Here is a 21,252-nt window from a genome sequence, read left to right on the forward strand (position 1 = left end):
GGCGGGGTGGCCTCAGTCGTGCGTGGACGGCACCGCCGCATCGTAGCGCAGGCCGCTGGCGGCACCGCCGCGGCCGGCGCCGCGGCGGATGCGCATCCAGGTGCAGGTGCGCCCGTCGGCGGCGCGGGCATGCACCGGTTCGATGCGCAGTCGCACGCCTTCGCGGCCGACTTCCTCGTCGAACACCCAGCCGCCGGGCGGCAGCAGGCGCGCGAGCAGGCCGTCGTCGCCGGCGGGGCGCTGCAGGCGCCGGCCGGCGGGATCTGGATCGAGGGTCAGCGGGAGCCAGCCCGGCGGGACGTCGGTCGCGAGGCGGTAGCGGTAGCTGGCGGCGGTGGGCGCGTCGGCGGTCGGCGCCGGGGCGGCGTCCGGATGCTGGCGGCGGCCGTCGGGGCCGGTGACGGTGCGGGCGATCGCCCAGGCGCGGTTGGCCATTTCGTCGCGGACCAGCACCGCTTCTTCCAGCGGGTCGCCGGTCAGCGGCGCGGCCAGCGGCGGCGGCAGGAACAGCCACGGCTGCGGTGCGCCGTTCGCTTCCGGCGCCCACAGCGCCCAGCCGCGACCGCGCGCCGGTCCGCTGCGGGTGGCCGGCGCCAGCGCGACCGGGCCGAGCACGTCGCCGAAGGTGTCCGACAGCTGCAGCGACGTCACCCCGGACACGCCACCCGCGGGCAGCGTGGCCGGCAGCAGGAAGGCGTCGTTGCCGTAGAACAGCGCGAACTGCAGCAGCGCGGTGCGGCCGAGTTCGGCGGCCGGCGCGTCGACGGCACCGAGGTCGATGGTCGCGTCCTCGCTTTCCCAGTAGCGCGCCTGCGGCATGCCGCGGAAGCGCAGTGCGACGGGCGTGCGGACTGCGCGGCGCGTCACCGGCGCGGTGCCGGCGACCGGGCCGTCGAGGTCGGCCATCATCCAGCCCGCGCCGCCGCCGCGATGCGCGTCCACGTGCAGTGCCGGCGCGAGGCCGGTGCAGTGCAGTTCGGCGGTGTAGCCCAGCCGTTCCGGCCGCCAGCTGCCGAGCGGGGTCGGCAGCGTCTCGGCGACCACCGCCTGCCACAGCGCGATGACCGGCTCCGCCGCCGGCGCACGCAGGCGGTCGGCGAGCTTGCCGGCGAGCGCGTCCTCGTACGCCGCCTGGCCGTCGGCGGCGCGCGGTGGCGGGAGGACGCCTGCCGGCCAGACGTCGTCGGGCAGGCGGAAGGCGTCGAACAGCGTCGTCGCCGCGTCATCGAACTCCTCGTCGCACAGCATCCGCGCCAGCAGCGCGGCGGTGTCGGCGCGCTTGCGCGCGTCCCAGCCGTCGGCGGGTTCGGGCACCGCTTCCAGCACGGCGTCCAGCGGCAGGCCGGCGAACGGTTTGGCGTCGAGCGGCACCTTGCCGTCCGGGCCGGCCATCATCTCCAGCGGGTAGTGCGCCAGCGTGTAGTCGGCGGACACCGGCGTGCCGGCGTCCTCGCCGTCGAATTCGCCGACCATCCACTGCCGGGCGAGCAGCCACAGCGGGTCGAGCAGCCGCGCCGACAGCCCCGGGCGCAGGTCCTCGGCGCGGTTCACCGGTTCGATGCGGACGATCAGGTCGTGGCTCATGGCGTCGGTTCCGCGGCGAGGTCGCCGAAGCTGGGCTGGTGGCGGGCGTCGTCGACCAGCAGCAGCGGCGCGAACGCGCCCACCGGGCCCAGATCGCCCGGCTGCGCTGCGCGCAGCCGCAGCAGCGCCAGCGCCTCCTGCACATGATCGAGCACGTCGGCCTCGCGCCAGCCTTCCTGCCCGGTCGCGGGCACGCACAGCAGGATCGCGTTGGGCGCGGCGGTGGACGGCGCGTCGGCGTGCACCGCGATCGCGGCGTCGACCTCGGCCGCGGGCACGGTCTCGTTCCACCGGTCGAGCAGCAGCCCGCAGACCGGATCGGCCGAATCGTCCAGCGCCCGGCCCTTGCGCGCCCGCCATGCGACGTACGAGGTGCGGCCGCGCGCCGGCACGCCCGGGCCGCCGACCCAGCGTTCGCCGGGGCCGCGGGGTGTCTGCGACACCACGGGCCGGTGCTGGCCGGCGAGCGTGTCGTCGCGCAGGGTCAGCGCGTCGAGGGTGGTGTCGAGGGCGTGCAGCGCCGCGACCGCCGGGCGCACCCGGGCGGCGCGGGCGGCGAAGGCGCGCAGTTCCGACGGACCGGCCAATTGGGCGGCGAAACCCTTGTGCCAGTCGGGATCGGCGCCGCGCAGGCGCGGCAGCAGCGGCTGGGTGTCGAACAGGGCCGCTAGTCGGTCGTGCGCCGCGCCGGCGCCTTCGGCCTGCGCGAGGCGGGCCGCGAAGTCGTCGCGTACGCGGCCGCGGCCGGCCGGGCCGTCGGCTTCCGCCGCCAGCCCGAAGGCCTCGGCCCAGCGCCGCGCCGACGGCCAGGCCGTGGCGTTGCCGCGCGCGGCGTCCAGCGCCTTCAGCGCGGTGCGGGCGGCGTCGAGGGTCGCGGCGAGGCGGGCGTCGAGGTCGCCGGTGTCGACGCTCGCCGTCCCCGGCAGGTCGCCGGCCTGCAGCGGCCGCGCGTGGCCGAGCAGCGTGCGCACCGCCGCGGCGATCGCCAGCGCGTCGTCCAGCGCGAGGACGTCGCCGCCCGTGGACGGATCGCGGGCGCCATCGAAGCGCGCGTCGGGATTGCCGGTCAGCGCCGCGATCGCCGGCTGCAGCCGCGCTTCCAGCGGGCCGCGGGCGAGGCGCTGCGGTTCGGCGCCGGCGAAGACGAGGTCCAGCGGCCCCAGCGGCGGATCGTCGCCGGGCAGCGCGTCCAGCGCATCCTGCAGCGTCAGCGTGGCGCCGGTGGGCGCGCCGTCGGCGTCGAGCAGGCGCAGCGCGATCCGCTTCGGCGACGGCAGCAGGCGGCCGACCCACGCCGCGAGGTCGGGATCGGCGAGGTCGCGCGGCGCGCCCGCGGGCCAGCCGTCGGGCGCGACGCGGTCGGGTTCCAGCGCCACCAGCACGCGATGCGACACCGCGATGCCGCGCTCCGGCGGATGCAGCACGTCGAGCCGCTCCGGTGGCGGCACCGCGCCGGAGAGGATGTCGGTGGCGCCGCCGGCGGCCGCGGGATTGCCGGCGGTCAGCTGGTACACGCTTTCGGCCAGCAGCACGTCGGCGGTGGCGTCGACGGCGTCGCGCGCGGCTTCCAGCGCCGACAGCAGCGTGCGGGTCTGGGTGGCGTCGAGCGGCCGCGGCTGCTGCAAGGCGTTGCCCAGCCGGGCGAGGTCGACCGGCTGCGCCAGCGCGTCGGTGGCGAGCCGCACCAGCGCGAGGCCGTCGCAGACCGCTTCGGCCGCGGCTTCCGGCAGCGGGGCGCCGCTGCCGTCGATCGGCCGCGCCGCGGTGGAGGCGATGCCGCGCAGCCGGGCGACCAGCGCCGGCACCGTGCCGCCGGCCTGCACCAGCGTGCGTTCGATGCGGTAGCCCAGCAGCGCCGGCAGCGCCTGGCCTTCGCGCAGGCCGTCGAGCAGCGCCTGCGCCTCGCGGGTGCGCCGCGACGAGAGTTCGACCGCGTAGTCGTCCCGGCCGCTGCCGCCGCCCTGCACGAGGCGGCGCGCGTGGTCGGCCGACAGCAGCACGCCCGCGGCAGCGGCGTGCTGCGCGCTGGGCGCCAGCACGTAGCCGGCGTTGGCGCCGGGCCGCGTGCGCGGGATGCCCTCGACCCAGCCGAACGCGCCGAGCTGCACGCCGCGGACGAAGCCGTCGGGCATCGGCCCGCCGAGGTTGTCGCTGCGCAGCAGGCGCAGGCGGTCGACGGCGCGCGCCGTGTACAGTGCGTCCAGCCGGTGCGCGAACAGGCTCAGGCCGGCGCCGAACAGCAGCGCCAGCCCGTCCGCCGGCAGCGCGGCCAGTGTGCGCAGTTGGGCGTAGCGCAGGTGGATCGCGCCGATCGGTCGCCTGCGGTCGCCGAGCGCCTCGCCCAGCGTGGCGATCTGCCCCGGCGCGACGACGGTCGGCGGCGCCTGCACCGCGAGCCGGTCGGCCAGGCGCCGGTAGCGACCCGCGGGTTCGGCGAAATCCGCTTCGGCCGCGAGGCCGGCGCCGAGCATGATCCGGCGGGTGTCCTCGTCCGCGGCGTCGAGCAGCGCAAGGCGGGCGATGTGGAACAGCAGCGCCCGCGGCGTGGCGTCGGCGAGCACGCCTTCGAGCACGGTCAGCGGCGATGCGGTGTCGGCCAGCCAGGCGAGGTAGTACGCCGGCTCGTCCAGCGGCGCGGGATCGGCCGGGCGCACCAGCGGCAGCGCGGCGCCGGCTTCGGCCATCAGCACGCGTTCGGTCAGCGGCGGCCGGGCCGCGGGATCGCCGCCCAGCTGCGCGAACAGGGCGCGGGCGCGATCGCGCGCCGTCTTCAGCCGTTCGCCCAGCGGGTCGGCGGCGGTCGCGAACACGTGCGCGGCCAGCGCGTCGGACAGCAGCAGGCGCAGTTCCGCGGCCAGCGCGACGCCTTCGGTCTGCAGCACGCCGATCATGCGCTCGACCGGATCGGCCGGCACCGCGCCGCCGATCCGCGGCGCGCGTTCGCCGGCGGCGGTGAAGGCCTCGCGCAGCGTCGCCGCGCCGGTCCACAGCGCGTCCCAGTCGGCGCCGCTGGCCTGGTCGCGGCCCAGCGCCAGCGGCAGCACGCCGTACGGCTGGGCGCGGACCATCAGCGTCGGCCACGGCCCCAGCGCGCTGCCGCCGGCGAGCAGTTCCAGGCCGAACTGGACCGGCATCGGCAACTCGCCGCCGAACGCCTGGCGCAGGCCGCTCTCGAACGCGCCGCGCAGCAGGTCCAGCAGCACGTGTTCGCCCTGCAGCAGCCGGTCGCCGGCGCCTTCCAGCCAGCCGAAGGTCTCCGGCGACAGGCCCAGCGCCCGGGCGAGGGTCATCGCCGGCGCGCCGGGGTCGACCTGGTCGACCCAGCGGTTCTGCCGCGAGTCGAAGTGGCGGGTGATGTAGTGCGGCGCGCGCCGCGGGCGCGGGTCGTCGGCGGGATCGGCCGGGTTGCGGACCGCGAAATCGAGGGCGCGGGCGTACAGCGCTTCGGGGTCGGGGCGGGTGGCGAACAGCGGGCGTTCGCCGGGCAAGGCATTCGTGGCGCTGCCCGGCGGCGGCAGCGACAGCCCGCCGGTCGCGTCCTGGCCGCGCAGGTGCGCGTCCCAGGCGTCGGCGGTGACGGTCGCGTCCGCGCTGCCGCGCACGCCCAGCACGATGAGCCGCGCGACCCGCGCCCTTGCGTCCGGCAGCGCGACCCGCAGCGCCATGCCGGCGGCCTCGGCGGCGGTGAAGGCGGTCATCCACGCGCTGTCGGCGTCCAGCGAGCCCTCGCCGGCGATCCCCGCCGCTGCCGGGTCCGGGCCCAGCGCCAGCGGTTCGCGCACCGGCGCGGCGGCATCGGCGCGCAGCGGGCGGGCCTGCGGATCGTCCAGCCAGGCGTGGGCGACGAACCGCTCCGGCAGCAGCGCGGCGCGCGGCGCGCGGGCGTAGCCCGGCGGGCGGTCGGGCAGGCCCGAGAGGTCGCGGCGGCTGGCGAGGTACAGCGCGCGCTGCGCGCCGATGTCGCGGGCCAGCTGCTGCCACGCCGCGCGCATCGGCGGCAGGTCCGAGGACCGCTCCACGAGCTTGCGGAAGCGCGTCCACGCCGCGCGTTCGACGTCGGTCACGCCGGGATCGTGGGCGTCGACGTGGACGTCGTCGGGATAGATGCGCACCAGCAGTTCGGCGCCGCGGTAGCGCGTTTCCAGCCGCACCGGCAGCAGCGCCAGCGGCGCGCGCGGGTCCAGCAGGCCGGCGCCGATCGGGTCGCCGGCGTTCGACGTCGTCTTCAGCAGCGCGTCGCGGTCCGCCTGCAGGGTCGCGCGCAGGGCGTCGCGGCGCGCCAGCAGCCCGGCTTCCTCGGTCGCGGCGTCGGCCGCGCCGAGGCTGCCGCGGGCGCGGGCGGCGCGCACCGCGCCGAGCTTGTCCTCCAGCGTCGCCAGCGCCTCGCGGGAGGCGGCGATGCGGGTCTGGAGGTCGCGTTGCGCGGTGGTCGGCATGGGGCGGCGGGTCCGGGGTCGGTCGAAGGCGGGGCGGTCAGATGCGCCCGAGCAGGGTCGCGGCGTGCAGGTACACCCGCTGCGGCGGGCGCAGCGCGGTTTCGGCGAACAGGTCGGCGTCGCCGCTGCCGGCGACGTGGTGGCCGGGCGCGGTGCCCGCGGGCGGGCCGAAGCGCAGGTCCGTGGGCGGCTCCTGCAGCACCAGGAACCAGCCGTTGCCCAGGCCCGGGCCGCCGATGGCCGCCTCCTCGGTGAGGTCGAAGCCGAAGCAGGCGATGTCGCCGGGCAGGCGGGTCTCGATCAGCGGGTACTGCGTCGCGGCCGGATCGCCCAGCGTCGGCAGCGGCGCCGGCGGGTGCGCGGCGTTGGCCTTCTGCAGGAACACCTTCGCGCGGTCGAACCGGCGCAGCAGCGCGCCGCGGATGGCGATCACCAGCGTCGGCACCGTGCCGGACAGGCCGTGGCTGCCGAGCGTGCCGGTCCAGCCGTGCAGCGGCGGCCATTCGGCGCGGTCGCCCGACCAGAAGCGGTCGAACACGGTGCCGCGCTGGTCGGTGGGGAAGCCGCGCCACAGCATCTCGCGGCCGATCTCCTCGTTGAGGCCGGCCAGATAGCTTTCGATGAAGGCGGGATTCGACGCCAGCAGCGCGATGTAGTCCTCCGGCGCGCCGCGCGCCGCCAGCGACGGCGCCATCCAGTCGAGGCTCAGTGCCAGCAGCGGGCGCAGCATCGGCCACGGCAGCTTCGGCGCGATCAGGATCGGGTCCAGCGCGTCGTCGGCCGGCGCGGTCGCGACCGGCGTGACCGCCGCCGGCGAGGCCGGGTCGATCGCGATCCGGGCGCGGGTACGGCGCGGCAGCGTCGTCGCCGGGTCGGCGGCGGCGCGCAGCTGCTCGAACAGGGCTTCGCGCGCGGCGCCGCCCGCCGGCCCCAGCGGCCGGCAGTCGTGGCTGCGCGGCCGCGCCAGCTTCGCGGCGAGGCGTCGCGCGTCGGCCAGCGACGCGGGTGCGAGCGTGCGCCGCACGGGGAAGGTGAGGTTCGGGTCGAGGACGATGCCGCCCAGCGGCGGCCGCGGCAGCGGGGTCGGCAGCCGCGTCCCGAACGGCGAGGGCCGCGTGGCGCCCAGCCCGGCCAGTTCGGCCGCGGTCAGCACCGCGGCGTCGGGTGTCGGCGTCGAAGGGCGCCGCCCGCCGCCGTCGGCCAGGCGCAGCAGCAGGTCGACGCCGCCGTCGCGCCCGTCGCGGAGGCGGCGCAGGCGCCGCATCGGTCCCGCGTTCGGCCGAATCCATTTGCGGAAGGCGCCGCTGGTCGCCAGCACCGGCAGGCAGCTGCGCACGATCTCGGCGCGCCCGGTCAGCCCGCTCGCCAGCGGCAGCTGGCCCAGCATCGGCGCCAGCCACAGCAGCGCGGTCAGGTCGCGGCCGTCGCGGGCGCGGTCGAGGTCCGGCGCCAGCCGGCGCAGGAACAGCGCCATCGCCGCGGCGCGCGCGGTCTGGCCCAGACGCAGCAGCTGGTTGGCGCGTTCGATCTCGCCGGCCTGCTCCCACAGCGCCGCCATCATCTCTTCCTGGTGCCGGCGCACGACCTCCGCGCCCAGGCCCGCGGCGACGCGGCGCACCGGATCGAGGTTCAGCGCCCGCACCCACGCCGGCGACTGCGGCGTCGGCGGCAGCGCCCGCACGTGGCGGCCGCCGAAGACCGGTGGCGCCAGCGGCGAGGCATCGGCCAGCCGGGTGCCGAGGTAGGTCGCCAGCGCGGTCGACGGCGCCGCGGGCGGCGCCGCGCTGCGCGCGGTCATCACCGCGTCCAGCGTCAGCGCGGTGTCGCTGAAGTGCGGTCCGGCGGTGCCGTCGGGCGCGCCGGCATCGAGCGTGCGGCCGGCGGCGGCGCCCGGGTCGTAGGGCTGCAGCCGCAACGCCAGCGCGGCGAAGCTTTCGGCGGCGCCGGTGGCGAAACGCCAGTGCTCGTAGACCGGCAGTTCGACCGGCTGGCCGACGGTCCAGGCCGGCCCCAGCAACGCCGGGTTGTCCAGCGCGACCGTCTCGCCAAGGCCGGCCTGGCGGCCGCCGAGGAAGGTCGGCACCACGCAGGCCACGTAGTCGGTGTCCGGCTGCAGCGCGGTCGGGCACAGCAGCCGCGACCGGAACCGCCGCGGCGCGGCCACGGTGCCGGCGGCCACGGCGTCGCGATCGTCGCCGGCGCGCGCGTCGCCTTCCTGCACGTGCGCCCACTCGGCCGCATGGGCGAGGTCGGGCAGGCCGGCGCTGCCGGCGGCGTCCAGCCGCAGCACCGTGCCGTGCGGACCCGGCGCGAGTTCGGCCCGCGACGCCGGCACCGCGACCAGGCACAGCCACGGCGGCAGGCGGTCGTTCGCGTCCGGCGCGAGCGGCGTGAACAGCCACGGCAGGTCGGGGCGGACGAACTCGATCGACGCGAACTGCGTCGGCGGGACGCCGGTGGCGTCCGGCGCCGGCGTGCGCGCCAGCACCTGCCCGGTCGCCAGCGCCACCGCGTCGGCCGGGCCCAGCACCGACAGCGTCGCGCCCGGGGCGGTCCAGGTCGCGACCTGGCCGTCCTCGTGTTCGGTGCGCAGGCCGAGCGCCGGATCGATGCCGGCGCGGATGCGGGCCTGCGGATCGCCCGCGGGGCGGGTCAGCGCGGCGGCCACGGGCGGACGGACGTAACGCAGGAATCGCAGGCTCATGGGTCCACCACCACGATGGCGTCGTGTGCCGGCACCCGCACGCGGGCGTCGGCGCGGCCGCGCTGCGCGTCGGCGAGCACCGCGTGCGCGGCCTCGCCGCCGGGCGGCGTCTGCAGCGTGTCGGGATCGGCCAGCACCCAGCGTTCGGGCCGCACGCGGATCGCCGCCGCGCCGGCGTCGCCGAACAGCCGCGGGTCCGGCTGCACGAAGCCCAGGCCCGGCTGCGTCGACGTGCCGGCCGTCGTGCTGCCGTTCGGCGCGACCACGGTCTCCTCGAAGCCCGGCGTCACCGGCGGGCGCAGCGTGCGCGGCAGCCCCGGCCCGGCGGGCGTGGCCTCGACGCCGGCGGGCAGCGTCTCGAACGCCGGCCGCGCCAGCTTCTCGTCGTCGCTCAGCGCCTCGAACTCGCCCGGCGCGAAATCGTCGTCCACGCCGCGCGACCCGATCGCCGCGCCGCCCAGGGTCAGGCCGGCGATGGCGAACGCGCCGGGGTCGGCCACCGTCGCGGTGCCGAACTTGCGCAGCACCTTGCCCAGCGGCAGCGTGCGCTGGCGGAAGCCCAGCCCGCCCAGCGGGTGCACCAGCACCGTGCCCGGCACCGCCTCGACCTTGCGCAGCACCACCACCGCATCGGCGTCGGCGGCGGGCAGCGCGGCCCAGTTCTCGGCGCGGGCGATCTCCGCGGCCAGCTGCCGGCGCAGTTCGTCCAGCGGACGCATCGCCGCCGGGGTCCGCGCCGTCGCGCCGCCCAGTGTGTGCTGGAACGGGATCCGTACCGGCACCACGATCTGGATCTCGACCAGGCCGGCGATGCGCCACGGCTCCGGCCCGGTGAGCGAGGCTTCCAGCTTCGCTAGGAACAGCGTCGCGCCGTTGCGCTTGACCTCGATGCCGGCGACCAGGTCGGCGGCGAAGAACGGCGGGTCGAACACCAGCAGCACGTCGAAGCGCGCGTACGCCGCCAGTTCGAACAGGCCCAGCGCGGTGTCCGCCGCGAGGCGGAAGTCGGCGCCGGCGCCGAACTGCACCGCGTTGGAGGTGATCGCGAAGTATGACGACAGCGCGAACGTCGGGTTCTCGCCCGACGACAGCGCGATCGCGAGCCGCGCCGGCGCATGGAAGTCCGGCGGCGGCAGGAAGCGCGGGTGGAAGCCGCCGACCGACAGCACGAACGCCTTGGTCGCGCCCCACGAGATCAGCAGCGCCATGCCGCCGGTCACCGCGAACGCGGCGATGCGCGAATCCACCAGCCGCGCCTCGACGGTGATCCGGCCGCGGCCGAGGTCGATCAGGCCCAGCACCTCCAGGCGCAGGTCGACGACCGCGTTGTCCTTGGTCGGCAGCGCCGCGCGCATGCGCCCGAGGATCGCGATCACGATCGGCGACGGCAGCGAGATCAGCACCGCGACGTCCATCTCCAGCAGCGCGTTTGCGCCCCAGCCGATCTTCACCATCGGCCCGAACACGTGGCGGTCGCGCTGCGGCGGGAACACGGTGCGGATGTCGTCGACGATGCGGCGCACGTTCGCGACCACGTCGCGCGGGAACAGGATCGAATCCAGCCGGCCCTCGCGCAGGCAGGCCGACAGCGCGTCCTGGTCCATCGCGCGGTGGATGCCCGCCAGCCCGCCGAGACCGTTGAGGGTGAAGCCGAAGCCGAGCTGGATCGGCGGAAACTCGGCGGTGATGATCACCAGCATGCTGAAGCCGTCGCTGCCGTCGGGCAGTCGCGTGGTCACCACGCCCACCGCGTTGAACGCGAGCGCCTTCATCGACAGCTGCAACGCCCCGGCGTACAGCGCCTGGTCGGGATCGAAGAACAGATAGCCGCCGCCCTTCACCGGGCCGGCGTCGAGCGACAGGCCGACGCCCTTGGGGGGCTGCAGGGCGATGGCCAGGTCCGCCACGCCCAGGTTGCCGCCGGTCGCGGGGAAGGTGAGGTCCGCGCGCATCCCCATCCGTTCGATCGTCGCGAACAGCGGGCCGATATGGAGGTCCACGGTCGCACCCACGCCGACCTGCACACCCGGCGTGCCGGCGCCGGCGTGCGCCTTCGCCGACAGCGTCAGGCTGTCGACGAACAGCACGCCGAACAGATCGAGGCCGAGCGGCAGTTCGGCCTCCATGCCCAGCGCGCCGCGGAAACGCAGGCCCTGCGACTTCGACCACGTCATGCCGATCCCGAAATCCGCGCGGATCCCATCTGGCGGCAGCACGTTGCGCAGGAAGCCGTCGCCCTCGGTCGCCTGGAAGACCAGCGCCGAATCGGCGAGGTCGAAGTCGATGACGATGTCCTGCCGTGTCGCATCGAGGGACACGCCGACCTTGCCGGAAATGGTGCCGATCTCCAGCCGCGTGCCGCGTTTGGCACCGAACAGCAACGCCGGCGCGTCGACGCGGCGCCGGCGCGCGGCTTCCAGCGAGAACGCGTAGGCGCCCATGCCGGTGGGAAGCGTCGCGCCGGTGCGGCGCAGGGTGACGCCGGGCAGCGTGCCGCTGGAGGTCAGCGTGAACGTCCAGTCGCCGGCGCCCAGCGTGCCGGCGAGCGTGCCGAACGGCGCGATCGTCACGCCCGCGCCGCCTTCGCTCTCGGCCAGCACCGTGGCCAGCGCGCCGACCGACGTCATCGCGCCGGCCACCGGGAAGTGGAACGCCAGCGCCAGCGTCCGCCGTGCGTCGCGCAGATCGTCGCCGGCCAGCCAGACGCCGTCGGACACCGACGCGCCGAGCGACATCAGCAGGGTCGCCAGGCGATCGAGCAGCGGCGCGATCGAGGCCCGCGTCGTGTCCGGCGTCGTCAACCCGCCTGCCGGCAGGTAGGCGTCGCGCAGCGTGCCCAGCGGATCCGAGCACAGCAGGCCGATGCGGTCGAAGCGCACCCGCGGCAGCGCGGTGCGCCGGCGGTAGACCACGCCGCCCGCCTGCACCAGGGCAATGGCGGGCGCCTGCGCGTCGGCCGGCGTCTCGATCAGCGTCAGCAGCCGCCCCAGGTGCCCGGCGGCGGGATGGTGGCGTTCGAGATAGGTCACGAACAGGAAGCCGAGCAGGTCTTCGGCCACCTGCGAGAGTGCGGTCGCGACCTCGGCCGGCACGTCCAGTGCGGGGTCGTCGGCATGGCGGGCCAGTCCGTCCACCAGCGCGAAAGCCTGCGACAGCGCGACCAGGCCGAGCCCGAGGTCGGCCAGCGACGCGCTGCCGCCGGGGCGTTCCTCCGCCAGCGCCTGCACGGTCTGTGCAAGCTGGGCGAGATCGTCGAGGAAGGCGTCGAGCGGGAAGCCGTCCAGCGCCTCCAGCTCCCAGCCGATGGCGTTGAACAGGCGCCGGCGGGCCTCGGCATCGTCGCGCGCGACGAGCAGCGGCCGCAGCAGCCGTACCAGTTCCCGTCCGAACAGTGCCAGCAGGTCGTCGCTGTCCGCCATGTCGTTCCCTAGACGCCGACCAGGCCGATGATGAAGTGCGGCTCGTCGTTGAACAGCACCTCGGCCTCCAGCGCGATCGCGCCGCGGCGGGGCACCAGCATTTCGACTGGCACCAGATGCAGCGGGTCGCTGCCGGCGATGACCATCTCCGGCGCGGGCGACGGCACGCTCGCGGCCTCGGCGCGGGCCGAGGTGAAGGCGGTGACCAGCAGTCCCACCATCGTCAGCCCGGCCCGTTCGGAAAGGGCGCTTCCGACCATGCCCGGCACCCAGGCCGGGGTCGAGGCCGTGGTCGCGATCGCCTCCTCCATCACCGCCGTTTCGGCGACGGACCACGTCGCCAGCTTCGGCGGCAGGCTGTACACGCCGTCGGCGACCGCTTCGGTCATGGCGTTCACCACGCCCTGTTCCGCGGCGGTCAGCGGCGCGGCGCTCGATTCCAGTGCCGCGAGTTCGGTCGCCATGCCGACGGCTTCGGGTGCGGTCGCGCTCGCGCCGGCGGCGATCCCCGCGCCGGCCGGGATCACGGTGGCGACGGCGACCGTCAGCGCCGAGGCGATGACGCGGCCGATCTCGATCTTCCACAGCTTCGCGATGGTCTCGGGCGGGATCGGGCCGCCGACCATCATCGCCGCCGCGACCGCCGCCTGCGGCGCCAGCACGTAGGCGAGCACGAAGGTCTGCAGGAAGAACGCGGACATCGCCGGGCTGGGCGTCGGCCGGTAGATGCGGTCGTAGCGCGCCTGCCATTCGCGGTCGCGCGGCGCCATCACCATCGCGTGGAAGACGCGCTCCGGCACGACCAGTGCGTAGCGCGCGCCTTCGGGCACCAGCGGCAACTGCTCGGCCAGGATGGCCTCGATCTGCGTCTGCATGTTCGGCGCGTCGCGGAACTCGCGCACCAGCTCCAGCACGCGCGGGACGGCGACCAGGTCGGGTTCCTCGTCGATGTCGTTCTTGTTGCAGCACAGGACCTCGTACAGCAGCAGGCCCTGCACCGTCGCGTCCTGTCGCGCGTGGATGAAGCAGACCCGGCCGTTGCGCCCGGGCAGCATCAGCGGGTACGGCGACGGGTCCCAGGTGCCGCCGCTCCACGCGCGCCGCCGGGACATCAGGTGGATCGGTCCGGTGGTGGGTGCGCACCGCTGCAGCTGGAACAGATAGCGCTCGAGCTGCTCCACCCCCGCCTCGCGCTCGGTGACGGGCTTGATCTCGTACAGCTCGTCGAGCTGCGCATCGAGGATGTCGGCCCGATAGCGGTAGCGGCCGTATTCCGCCAGATCCCGGCGCACGTTGATGAACGCGAGCGCGACGCCGGGGTCCTCCTGGTTGAGGGTGCGCAGGAAGCCGGCACTCCAGCTGCCGCGGCGGTACATGAAGTGGTCGACCAGGCAGTAGGGATCGGGATCGCGGAGCAACTTGTAGATCCCGCCCAGCCACCAGCCGTAGTGGGTGCCGATCGCCATGGACGATCTGACCCGCGTCAGCGTGCGGCCCGGCGGGCACACCAGCGCGTGGATGGTCTTGGGGTCGACGCTGCGCTGCGCGCCGCCGGCGAACCGGCCCCGGACCGTCGCCAGCGCGGGGCGTTCGCCGGTGGGCCGGGCGGCACCCTGCTGCACGACGTGGACGAGTTCGTGCGCCAGCAACGCGAAGCCGGCGTCCTCGTGCGGCGCGAACCGGCCGCGGGCGAAGGCGATGTCGCCGCCGTGCGCCAGGCCGCGTGCACCGACGCCTGCGACGGCCGCGGCCGCGCAGTCGTCCGCGTGCAGGCGGACGGCGCGGAGATCCTGTCCCAGCGCCCAGGCGAAGAAGTCCGCCAGCAAGGGCGACAGCCGTGTCTGCCGGTGCGTGCGCCCCGGGGCGAGCAGCCTCTCGCGCCGGGCGGCGGCCAGCAGCCCGGCCGCCAGGCGATCCGCTTCGTGTTCGCAGGCCGCTTCTTCGCCCGCGCGGTGCGCCGCACTCGCGATGGCACGACGGCGATGGAGCCCCATGGGTCGATCCTTGCAGAGCGTGTCCAGGAAAGCGACCCGCCCCCGAGACGACACGGGCCGGCACCTGCGTGCCGGCCCGTTCGCGGGCACGAACCACTGCCCGTCTCCAACGCAATGCGGCGGCGGTCGAGGCCACCGCCGGTCGGTTACCCCGCCAGCAGGCGGTTCACGCGGGCGATGAAGGTCGCCGGGTCGTCCAGGGTGCCGGTCTCGGCCAGCATCGCCTGGTCGAACAGCAGGCGGGCGTAGTCGCCGACCAGCGCTTCGTCGCCGGCGGCGGCTTCCAGGCGCTTGAGCAGGGCGTGGTCCGGATTGATTTCGAGCACGGGCTTGCCGGCCGGCGCGTCCTGGCCCAGCGACTTCATCAGCTTCTGCATCTGCATCGACATCTCGTACTCGTCGAGCACCAGACAGGCGGCCGAATCCACGAGGCGGTTGGACACGCGCACGTCCTTCACCTGGTCGCCCAGCGCGGCCTTCAGCGTGTCGACCAGCGGCGCGGCGGCCTTCGCGGCTTCCTCGTGCTTCGCCTTGTCCTCGGCGCTGCCCAGCGCGTCGAGGTCGATCTCGCCCTTGGCCACGTTGCGCAGGCGCTTGCCGGCGTATTCGTGCAGGTAGCCGGACATCCAGTCGTCGATGCGCTCGTGCATCAGCAGCACTTCGATGCCGCGCGCCTTCAGCGCCTCCAGCTTGGGATGGTGCTGCGCCGCGTTCCAGCCGTCGGCGGTGAGGTAGTAGATGTCCTCCTGTGCGCCGGCCATGCGGCCGATGTAGTCGTCCAGCGACACGCGGTCGGCGGCGCCGGTGCTGCGCGTGGTCGCGAACCGCATCAGCTTGAGCACGCGCTCGCGGTTGGCGTTGTCCTCGGCGATGCCTTCCTTCAGCGTGTTACCGAAGGCTTCCCAGAACGTGGCGTAGCGCTCGGGTTCCTCGCTCGCGATCTTCTCCAGCAGGTCCAGCGTGCGCTTCACCAGCGCGCCCTTGATGCGTTCGACCTGCTTGCTGTCCTGCAGCAGCTCGCGGCTGACATTGAGCGGCAGGTCGTCGGAATCCACCACGCCGCGCAGGAAGCGCAGGTAGGCCGGCAGCATCTGCTCGGCGGCGTCCATGATGAAGACGCGCTTGACGTACAGCTTCAGGCCCTTGCGCTCGTCGCGGCCGCTCTGGAAATCGAACGGCGCGTGCGCGGGCACGTACAGCAGCGAGGTGAAGTTCTGGTTGCCCTCGACCCGGTTGTGGGTCCAAGCGAGCGGGTTCTCGAAGTCGTGGCTGAGGTGCTTGTAGAAGCCCTGGTAGTCCTCGTCCGTCAGCTCGTTCTTCGGCCGGGTCCACAGCGCGGCGGCCTGGTTGACGGTCTCCAGCGTCGGTGCGGCGGGCTCGGCGTCGTCCTCGGTGGACGCGGCAGGCTTCTCCATGCGGATCGGGAACGCCACGTGGTCGGAATACGTGCGCACCAGCGAGCGCAGCTTCCACGCCTGCGCGTAGTCGCCGGCGTCCTCGCGCAGGTGCAGGCGGATCGACGTGCCGCGCGGCGCATCGGCGCCGGCGGGCGTCAGCGTGAACTGGCCGTCGCCGCTGGACGCCCAGGTCCAGGCCTCGCCGCTGTCGGCGCGGCGGCTGGTGACTTCGACGCGGTCGGCGACGATGAACGCCGAATAGAAGCCCACGCCGAACTGGCCGATCAGCTGCGCGTCCACCGTCCCGTTGCCGGCGAAGCGTTCGAGGAAGCGCTTGGTGCCCGAGTGCGCGACCGTGCCGAGGTTGTGCATCAGCTCCTCGCGCGACATGCCGATGCCGTTGTCGCGCACGGTCAGCGTGCCGGCCTCGTCGTCGAGCAGCAGGTCGATCGCCAGCTCGCCGCCGTCGGCCAGCAGCGCCGGGGCCTCGATCGCCTCGAAGCGCAGCTTCTCGCAGGCGTCGGAGGCGTTGGACACCAGCTCGCGCAGGAAGATGTCGCGGTTGGAGTACAGCGAGTGGATGACCAGCTGCAGCACCTGCTGCACGTCGGCCTGGAAGGCATGGGTCTCGGCGGCGTGGGTTTCGGGGGCGTGGGGTGCGCCGGTCTCGGGCGCGGCGGGGGTGTCGGTGCTCATCCGATGGGCTCCTGGAGGCATGAAGGCGATGAAACCCGGGAAACCGGGGATGCCCCGGAGGTGGGCGCGATCCCGGCGGTTTCAAGGCCGGCGTCGCACCGGCAGGCCGCCCGGGCCCGCCCTCATTGGCCCTCGACGCCCAGCCGTTCCGCGGTCGCCAGCCAGCCGGCGCGTCGCGCGTCGTCGGCGTGGATGACCGGTCCGAAATGGGTGCTGCCGACCAACTTGATGCCGCAGAACCCGAGGATCTGCAGGCGCAGCTGCCGCGTGGCCGGCTGCCGGTAGAGCCAGCGGTACACCCACGACGGCGTGTCCATGAGCAGGAGCAGCCGCGCGGTCTTCCCCGTCAGCAGCTTGTCCCAGCCGCGGTGTCCCGCCTTGTAGCGGAAGGCGAAGCCCGGCAGCAGCGTGCGGTCGAAGAAGCCCTTCAGCAGCGCCGGCAGCCCGCCCCACCACAGCGGGAAGGCCAGCACGAGGTGGTCGGCCTGCCGGATCGCGTCCTGCGCGGCGACGAGGTCCGGTTCCAGCGGCTGCTCGCCGCGGAATCCGCCGTGCAGCACGGGGTCGAACGCGAGCGCGCCCAGATGCAGCAGACGGACGTCGTGCCCGGCGGCGCGCGCACCGCGCGCGTAGGCATCGGCGATCGAGGCCGTGAGACTGCGGGGGTCGGGGTGGCCATCGATGACCAGGATCTGTTTCGGCATGCCGATCTCGTCGTGGAGGAACCGGCACGCAATCTAAACCCTGCCCCCGCGGGCAAGGTCAAGCCTGTCGGCGGCGGACGGTCCGGGGACGGCGCTGGTCCGCGACGGCGCGGACGGGCGGCGGGCCGCGCAGCGCGGCCCCGATATCCACCGCGTCGCCGGCGCCGAGCAATGCGTCGAGCTGGCGTTCGAAGGCATCGAGCGCCTGTTGCCGGGCCTGCAGACGCTGCTGCTCCGCGTCCAGCGCGTGGCGCTTCTCGGCCGCCGCCGCACGGATGCGCGGCCAGTCCGGCGAGCAGTCCTCGCACCCGAGCGCGCGGATCTCGCGCAGGGTGAAACCGAGCGCCTGCGCCTGCCGGATCAACCGGATCGCCTCCAGATGCATCGGCGAGAACACGCGGTAGGCGCCCGTTCCCCGGCGCGGGACCGGCGGGATCAGGCACAGGGCTTCGTATTCGCGGATCGCCTTCGCCGACACCCCGGTCGCCCGGCTGGCCTGCGCGATGTTCAACCCGTCCGCGATCCGGTCGACGGACGTCGGGGCGCGGGTCCTGGGGGAAGCGGGCATCGTCGGAAGCAGGAGGATGAGCGGGATGCCGCCAGCGTAGTCGAAATCCGGGCGGCTTCCGTCGCCGGGTCGGCGGGTCATTCGTCGCTCTCCGCAGCGGCCTCGACGGGGATCAGTTTCCAGTCGAGCGTCGCGGTGTCGTGCCCGTCGCCCAGCACGACGCGTCGGGACGGCGTCGGACGCAGCCTCAGCCGTTCGATCTGCTCCGGGGACACGGCCAGCGTGTAGTCGCCCGGCGGCAGCCGGTCGATCAGGTAGGCGCCGTCGAAGGCGCTGCGGACCTCGCGCACCACGGCGCCCTGCGGATCGCGCAATTGCAGCAGCACGTTGGCGGCCGGTTTCCGCCCCTCCGCGGTGACGATGAAGGCGGTGCCGTCGATTTCCGTCGTGGGCACCACCGGGAAGTCGATCGCCACGCGCGCGCCGGGATGCGGCCGCAACGACACCGTGGGCGAGGTCGGCAGCCAGAACGGGTTGTCCAGACTCTCCGGCTGCAGGCGCAGGGTCGCGGACGTGCCGGCCGGCAGACGGGCGAGCAGCGCGCGGCCGTCGGGGCCGGTCCTCACGGTGCGTCCGTCCGTCGAGGCGCGGATGGCGACGTCACCCAGGGGGCGATCACCCGCATTGAAGCGGCCGTCGGCATTGCGGTCGAGGAACACGCGGGCCTCGGCGTTGCCCGTGGCCGTTGCCGCGCGGGCGTCGGCCTGCCAGCCGTGCGGTCCGTGCTGCAGCGAGGTGGAAAAGCCGACGCTGAGGCGGCGGGTGCCGTCGTCGCTGGACGTCACGCCCAGCTGCAGCGACCAGCGCTTCGTGCTCCAGGCGAGCCCCAGATCGATCCGGTCGCGCGCGCGCGCGGCGGGCGTCCGGCTGAACTGGGCGCGCAACCGCAGCCGGTCGTTGAGTGCCCAGTGCACGGTCAGGTCCGCCTGGCGCAGGCCGGCATGCGGCGCGAATTCGCGGGTCAGCTGCGCGTTGAGATCGAAGGGCGCCCTGCGGTAATTGAGCAGGAGTCCGGCGGCGGCGCCCGGTGCGCGCGCGCTGTCGCGATCGAGTTCGCTCGAGACGGTGAAGTTCGCGCCGTGCCAGCGTTGCGACAGCCGCATCCGCAGCGCGCCGCGCGCATGCTCTTCTCCACCGGACGTGAGGGCGCGCTGGCGTTCGGCTTCAAGCGAGACCGGCGTGCGCGCGCCGAGACGCCCGCTCCAGCGCAGGCGCAGGCGATCGCGCGGTCGTTCGTCGCTGCCGTCGGTCTCGATTTCGGGGCTGACGAAGTCGTCGAAGCGTTCGTACGCCATCCCCAGATCGCTGCGCTCGGCGTTGCGCTGCGCCGCGGCGCGCAACGCCCGTCCGCCTTCCCGTTCGGCCAGCCACTGGCCTTCCATCCACCACCCGCCCAGTCCGCTCTGGAGGCGCGCGGAGGCATAGAGATGTCGCGCGCCGTCCGAGCGTGTGGCGCTGAGTCCTTCCACACTGGTCGCGGCCCGCGATCCGAGGGTCCACTGGTAGCCCGCGCCGAACGCGACACCGTCCTCGCGCGCGTCCGCCTCGGGGGATCCCGTATCGAGGCCGGAGAACAATCGACGTCCCGGCAGCAGCGCGAAGGCGCGCCAGCGGCGTTCGCCCGGGCGCAGCAGCGCGGCCCCCACGGTCAGCTGCCGGCGCTGCTCGCGGCGCTGGCCCTGCGGGCCGTACAGCACGATCCGGAACACGTTGAGGCCGCTCTGCAGCGGCACCGCCTCGAAGACATAGCGGTTGTCGCGTTCCACCGTGCGCAGCGCCAGCAGTTCGTCGTTGCGGTACAACTCCACGTCCCAGCCGTTGAGCGCTTCGCCGCGCAAGTCGGTGACGAAGGCGTCGTTGCCGGCGTCTTCGTTCCATGTGCCGATCAGCCCGCCGATGCCCTCGCGCGGGGCGAACAGCAGCGGCATGGCGGGCGACACCACGTCGCCCCCCGACCAGCCGAGCGTGCTCGACCCGCGCGGGCTGCGCTGCAGGCGCAGTCGTGCATCGGCGACGTCGTTCCCGAGCGCGTCGCGCCGCCATGCCAGCGAGACATTCCCCTCGGTCCGCAGCAGATCGCCGCTGGCCAGCGCGGTGAGGCTGAGCGCGGTGCGGGCGGATTCGCGGCTGGCGGCGAGATCGAGATCGACGGTCGGCCAGTCCAGCCAGTGCGGCACGGATTCGACGATCGCGCCGCGCTCGAACGCCGTCGGCGCGATGCGCTGGCGCTGCTCCCAGCGCGCCAGGCGCACGCGCCGTTGTTCGGCAGGCAGGTCACGCGCATCGTCGAGCCACAGCCGGGCGTGGTTGAGCTGCGGCGTGATCTTCAGTCCGAACCAGTCCGAGAACGTGTCGAGCGGCAGATACAGATCGTCTTCGTGCCGCTCGATGCGGCGCCAGTCGGTCTCGCGCGCCAGCCCGTCGACATGCAGCCTGCGGCGCTGCGTGTCCAGCAGGAAACGCCGGCCTTCGTCGCGGAACCAGCCTTCGGCATGCCCCTGCGCGGACGAACCGGTGACCGGGATGCCCAGGGCCTCGCACAGCGTCAGCAGCGGGACCAGCAGATCGTCGCCATCGGCATAGACGACGATGCCCTCGTGCAGCGGCCGGTCGCCCGCCTGCAGGCCGAGGATCAGCGCCTCGTCCTCGTCGCGCTCGACGAAGCCGCCGAGGACCTCCGGGGTTTCCGCCTTCACCGCGCCGGCGAAGAGGAGCATCGCGATCGCGAGGCACCGCAGGCCGTTCGCCATGCGCATCGCGGCGACCCGAAGCCGGTGTTCGCGTGGCGCGCGGCGGGCCGGCATCCATGTTCTTTTCAGGGCAGTTCGATCCGCTGCTCCGCGAGGATGTTCGGGGTGCCGTCGAGGCTCTCGCTGTACACGGCATGCACGGTGCCTGCGGCCAGGCGGAGGCCCGCGGGAACGTCCACCGGCAGGTCAACCTTGCGGACGTCGCTGGAGGTGTAGAGCACGAAATCCTTGATGTGCTTCAGCAGGATCCGTTCGCCGCCCTTCGGCTGGAAATAGACGTCGAGGTCGCCGTACACCGAACGCGCGCCCTCGCGTCGCACCTGCAGGCCGAGACGCGGCTTGTCGCCGGGCTGTGTCGCGGGCGTCAACCGGAGATCCTGCATCGAGAAGCGCACCGGCAGGTCGCCGTTGCGCACGATCACCGGAATGCCCACGCGGTAGATCGCCTGGATCGACACGCTGAACCCCTTGTCCTGCCGGCTGCGCTCGCGTTCGACGTCGGCGCCCGCGGACGCGTCCGGCAAGGCGTAGAACAGCAGGTGCGAGCGGTATTCGCCCGCGGCCAGATCCTCGGGCTTGCGCAGCAGCAGGCGGATGGTCTGCCCCTGGCCGGGATCCAGTTCGACCTGCCTCGGCGAATGGCGCACGAGCGTGTCGGCGAAACGCTCCTTGTCGTTCGGCGTGTCGATTTCGCTCATCTGGCCGTTCTCGTCCATGCGCATCTGCACGAACTCGATCCGGAACGTGGCGCGGGTCTCTCCGCGGTTGACCAGGTAGACCTGCGCTGCGCGATCGCGATCACCGAAGACGACGCGCGTGGGCGTCACCGTCAGGTCACCGTGCGCGGCAAAGGCCGGCACCACGATGGCGAGGAAGGCCGCGGCGATGATCCGGGACAGCCGGATCCGCGTGATCTGGGACATGGAATGTTCTCGTGTGCGTGAGGCAGGCGGTTGTGCGGAAAAGCCCGAACGATGCCCATCCCGCATCGTTCGGGGTC

Annotated in this window: 10 protein-coding genes; all 10 read right to left on the minus strand. The window is 74.3% G+C overall.

Going from position 1 to position 21,252, the window contains the following annotated elements:
* Positions 1-12 precede the first annotated feature (12 nt).
* On the minus strand, positions 13-1,584 hold the full coding sequence (locus ACT53Q_RS03800) for a hypothetical protein (protein WP_476185329.1): 1,572 nt from the start codon (positions 1,582-1,584) through the stop codon (positions 13-15).
* Positions 1,581-6,020 carry a hypothetical protein gene (locus ACT53Q_RS03805; protein ID WP_476185330.1) on the minus strand — a complete coding sequence of 1,480 codons (4,440 nt, stop codon included), beginning with the start codon at positions 6,018-6,020 and terminating at the stop codon, positions 1,581-1,583. Before ACT53Q_RS03805 ends, ACT53Q_RS03800 begins: the two co-directional genes overlap by 4 nt.
* A 37-nt stretch (positions 6,021-6,057) precedes the next feature.
* Complete coding sequence (locus tag ACT53Q_RS03810; RefSeq protein WP_476185331.1) at positions 6,058-8,724, minus strand: hypothetical protein; 2,667 nt, start codon at positions 8,722-8,724, stop codon at positions 6,058-6,060.
* A complete protein-coding gene (locus tag ACT53Q_RS03815; RefSeq protein ID WP_476185332.1) occupies positions 8,721-12,143 on the minus strand; it encodes a DUF6603 domain-containing protein in 3,423 nt (1,140 codons plus the stop codon). The genes ACT53Q_RS03810 and ACT53Q_RS03815 overlap by 4 nt, the downstream gene beginning before the upstream one ends.
* 8 nt (positions 12,144-12,151) lie before the next feature.
* The gene (locus ACT53Q_RS03820) at positions 12,152-14,137 is read right to left on the minus strand and encodes an eCIS core domain-containing protein (RefSeq protein ID WP_476185333.1); all 1,986 of its coding nucleotides are present in this window, start codon (positions 14,135-14,137) and stop codon (positions 12,152-12,154) included.
* A gap of 146 nt (positions 14,138-14,283) precedes the next feature.
* A complete protein-coding gene (gene htpG, locus ACT53Q_RS03825; RefSeq protein ID WP_476185334.1) occupies positions 14,284-16,230 on the minus strand; it encodes a molecular chaperone HtpG in 1,947 nt (648 codons plus the stop codon).
* 122 nt (positions 16,231-16,352) lie between these two features.
* Complete coding sequence (locus tag ACT53Q_RS03830; RefSeq protein ID WP_476185335.1) at positions 16,353-16,934, minus strand: NAD(P)H-dependent oxidoreductase; 582 nt, start codon at positions 16,932-16,934, stop codon at positions 16,353-16,355.
* Between the two features lie 58 nt (positions 16,935-16,992).
* Positions 16,993-17,445 (minus strand): MerR family transcriptional regulator, encoded by a 453-nt coding sequence (locus ACT53Q_RS03835; RefSeq protein ID WP_476185336.1) that lies wholly within the window; start codon positions 17,443-17,445, stop codon positions 16,993-16,995.
* A gap of 134 nt (positions 17,446-17,579) precedes the next feature.
* Positions 17,580-20,219, minus strand: coding sequence for a hypothetical protein (locus tag ACT53Q_RS03840; protein WP_476185337.1), 2,640 nt, complete (start codon positions 20,217-20,219; stop codon positions 17,580-17,582).
* 98 nt (positions 20,220-20,317) lie between these two features.
* On the minus strand, positions 20,318-21,175 hold the full coding sequence (locus tag ACT53Q_RS03845; protein WP_476185338.1) for a fimbrial biogenesis chaperone: 858 nt from the start codon (positions 21,173-21,175) through the stop codon (positions 20,318-20,320).
* Positions 21,176-21,252 lie beyond the last annotated feature (77 nt).

Source organism: Lysobacter sp. DMC97 (assembly GCF_056313745.1).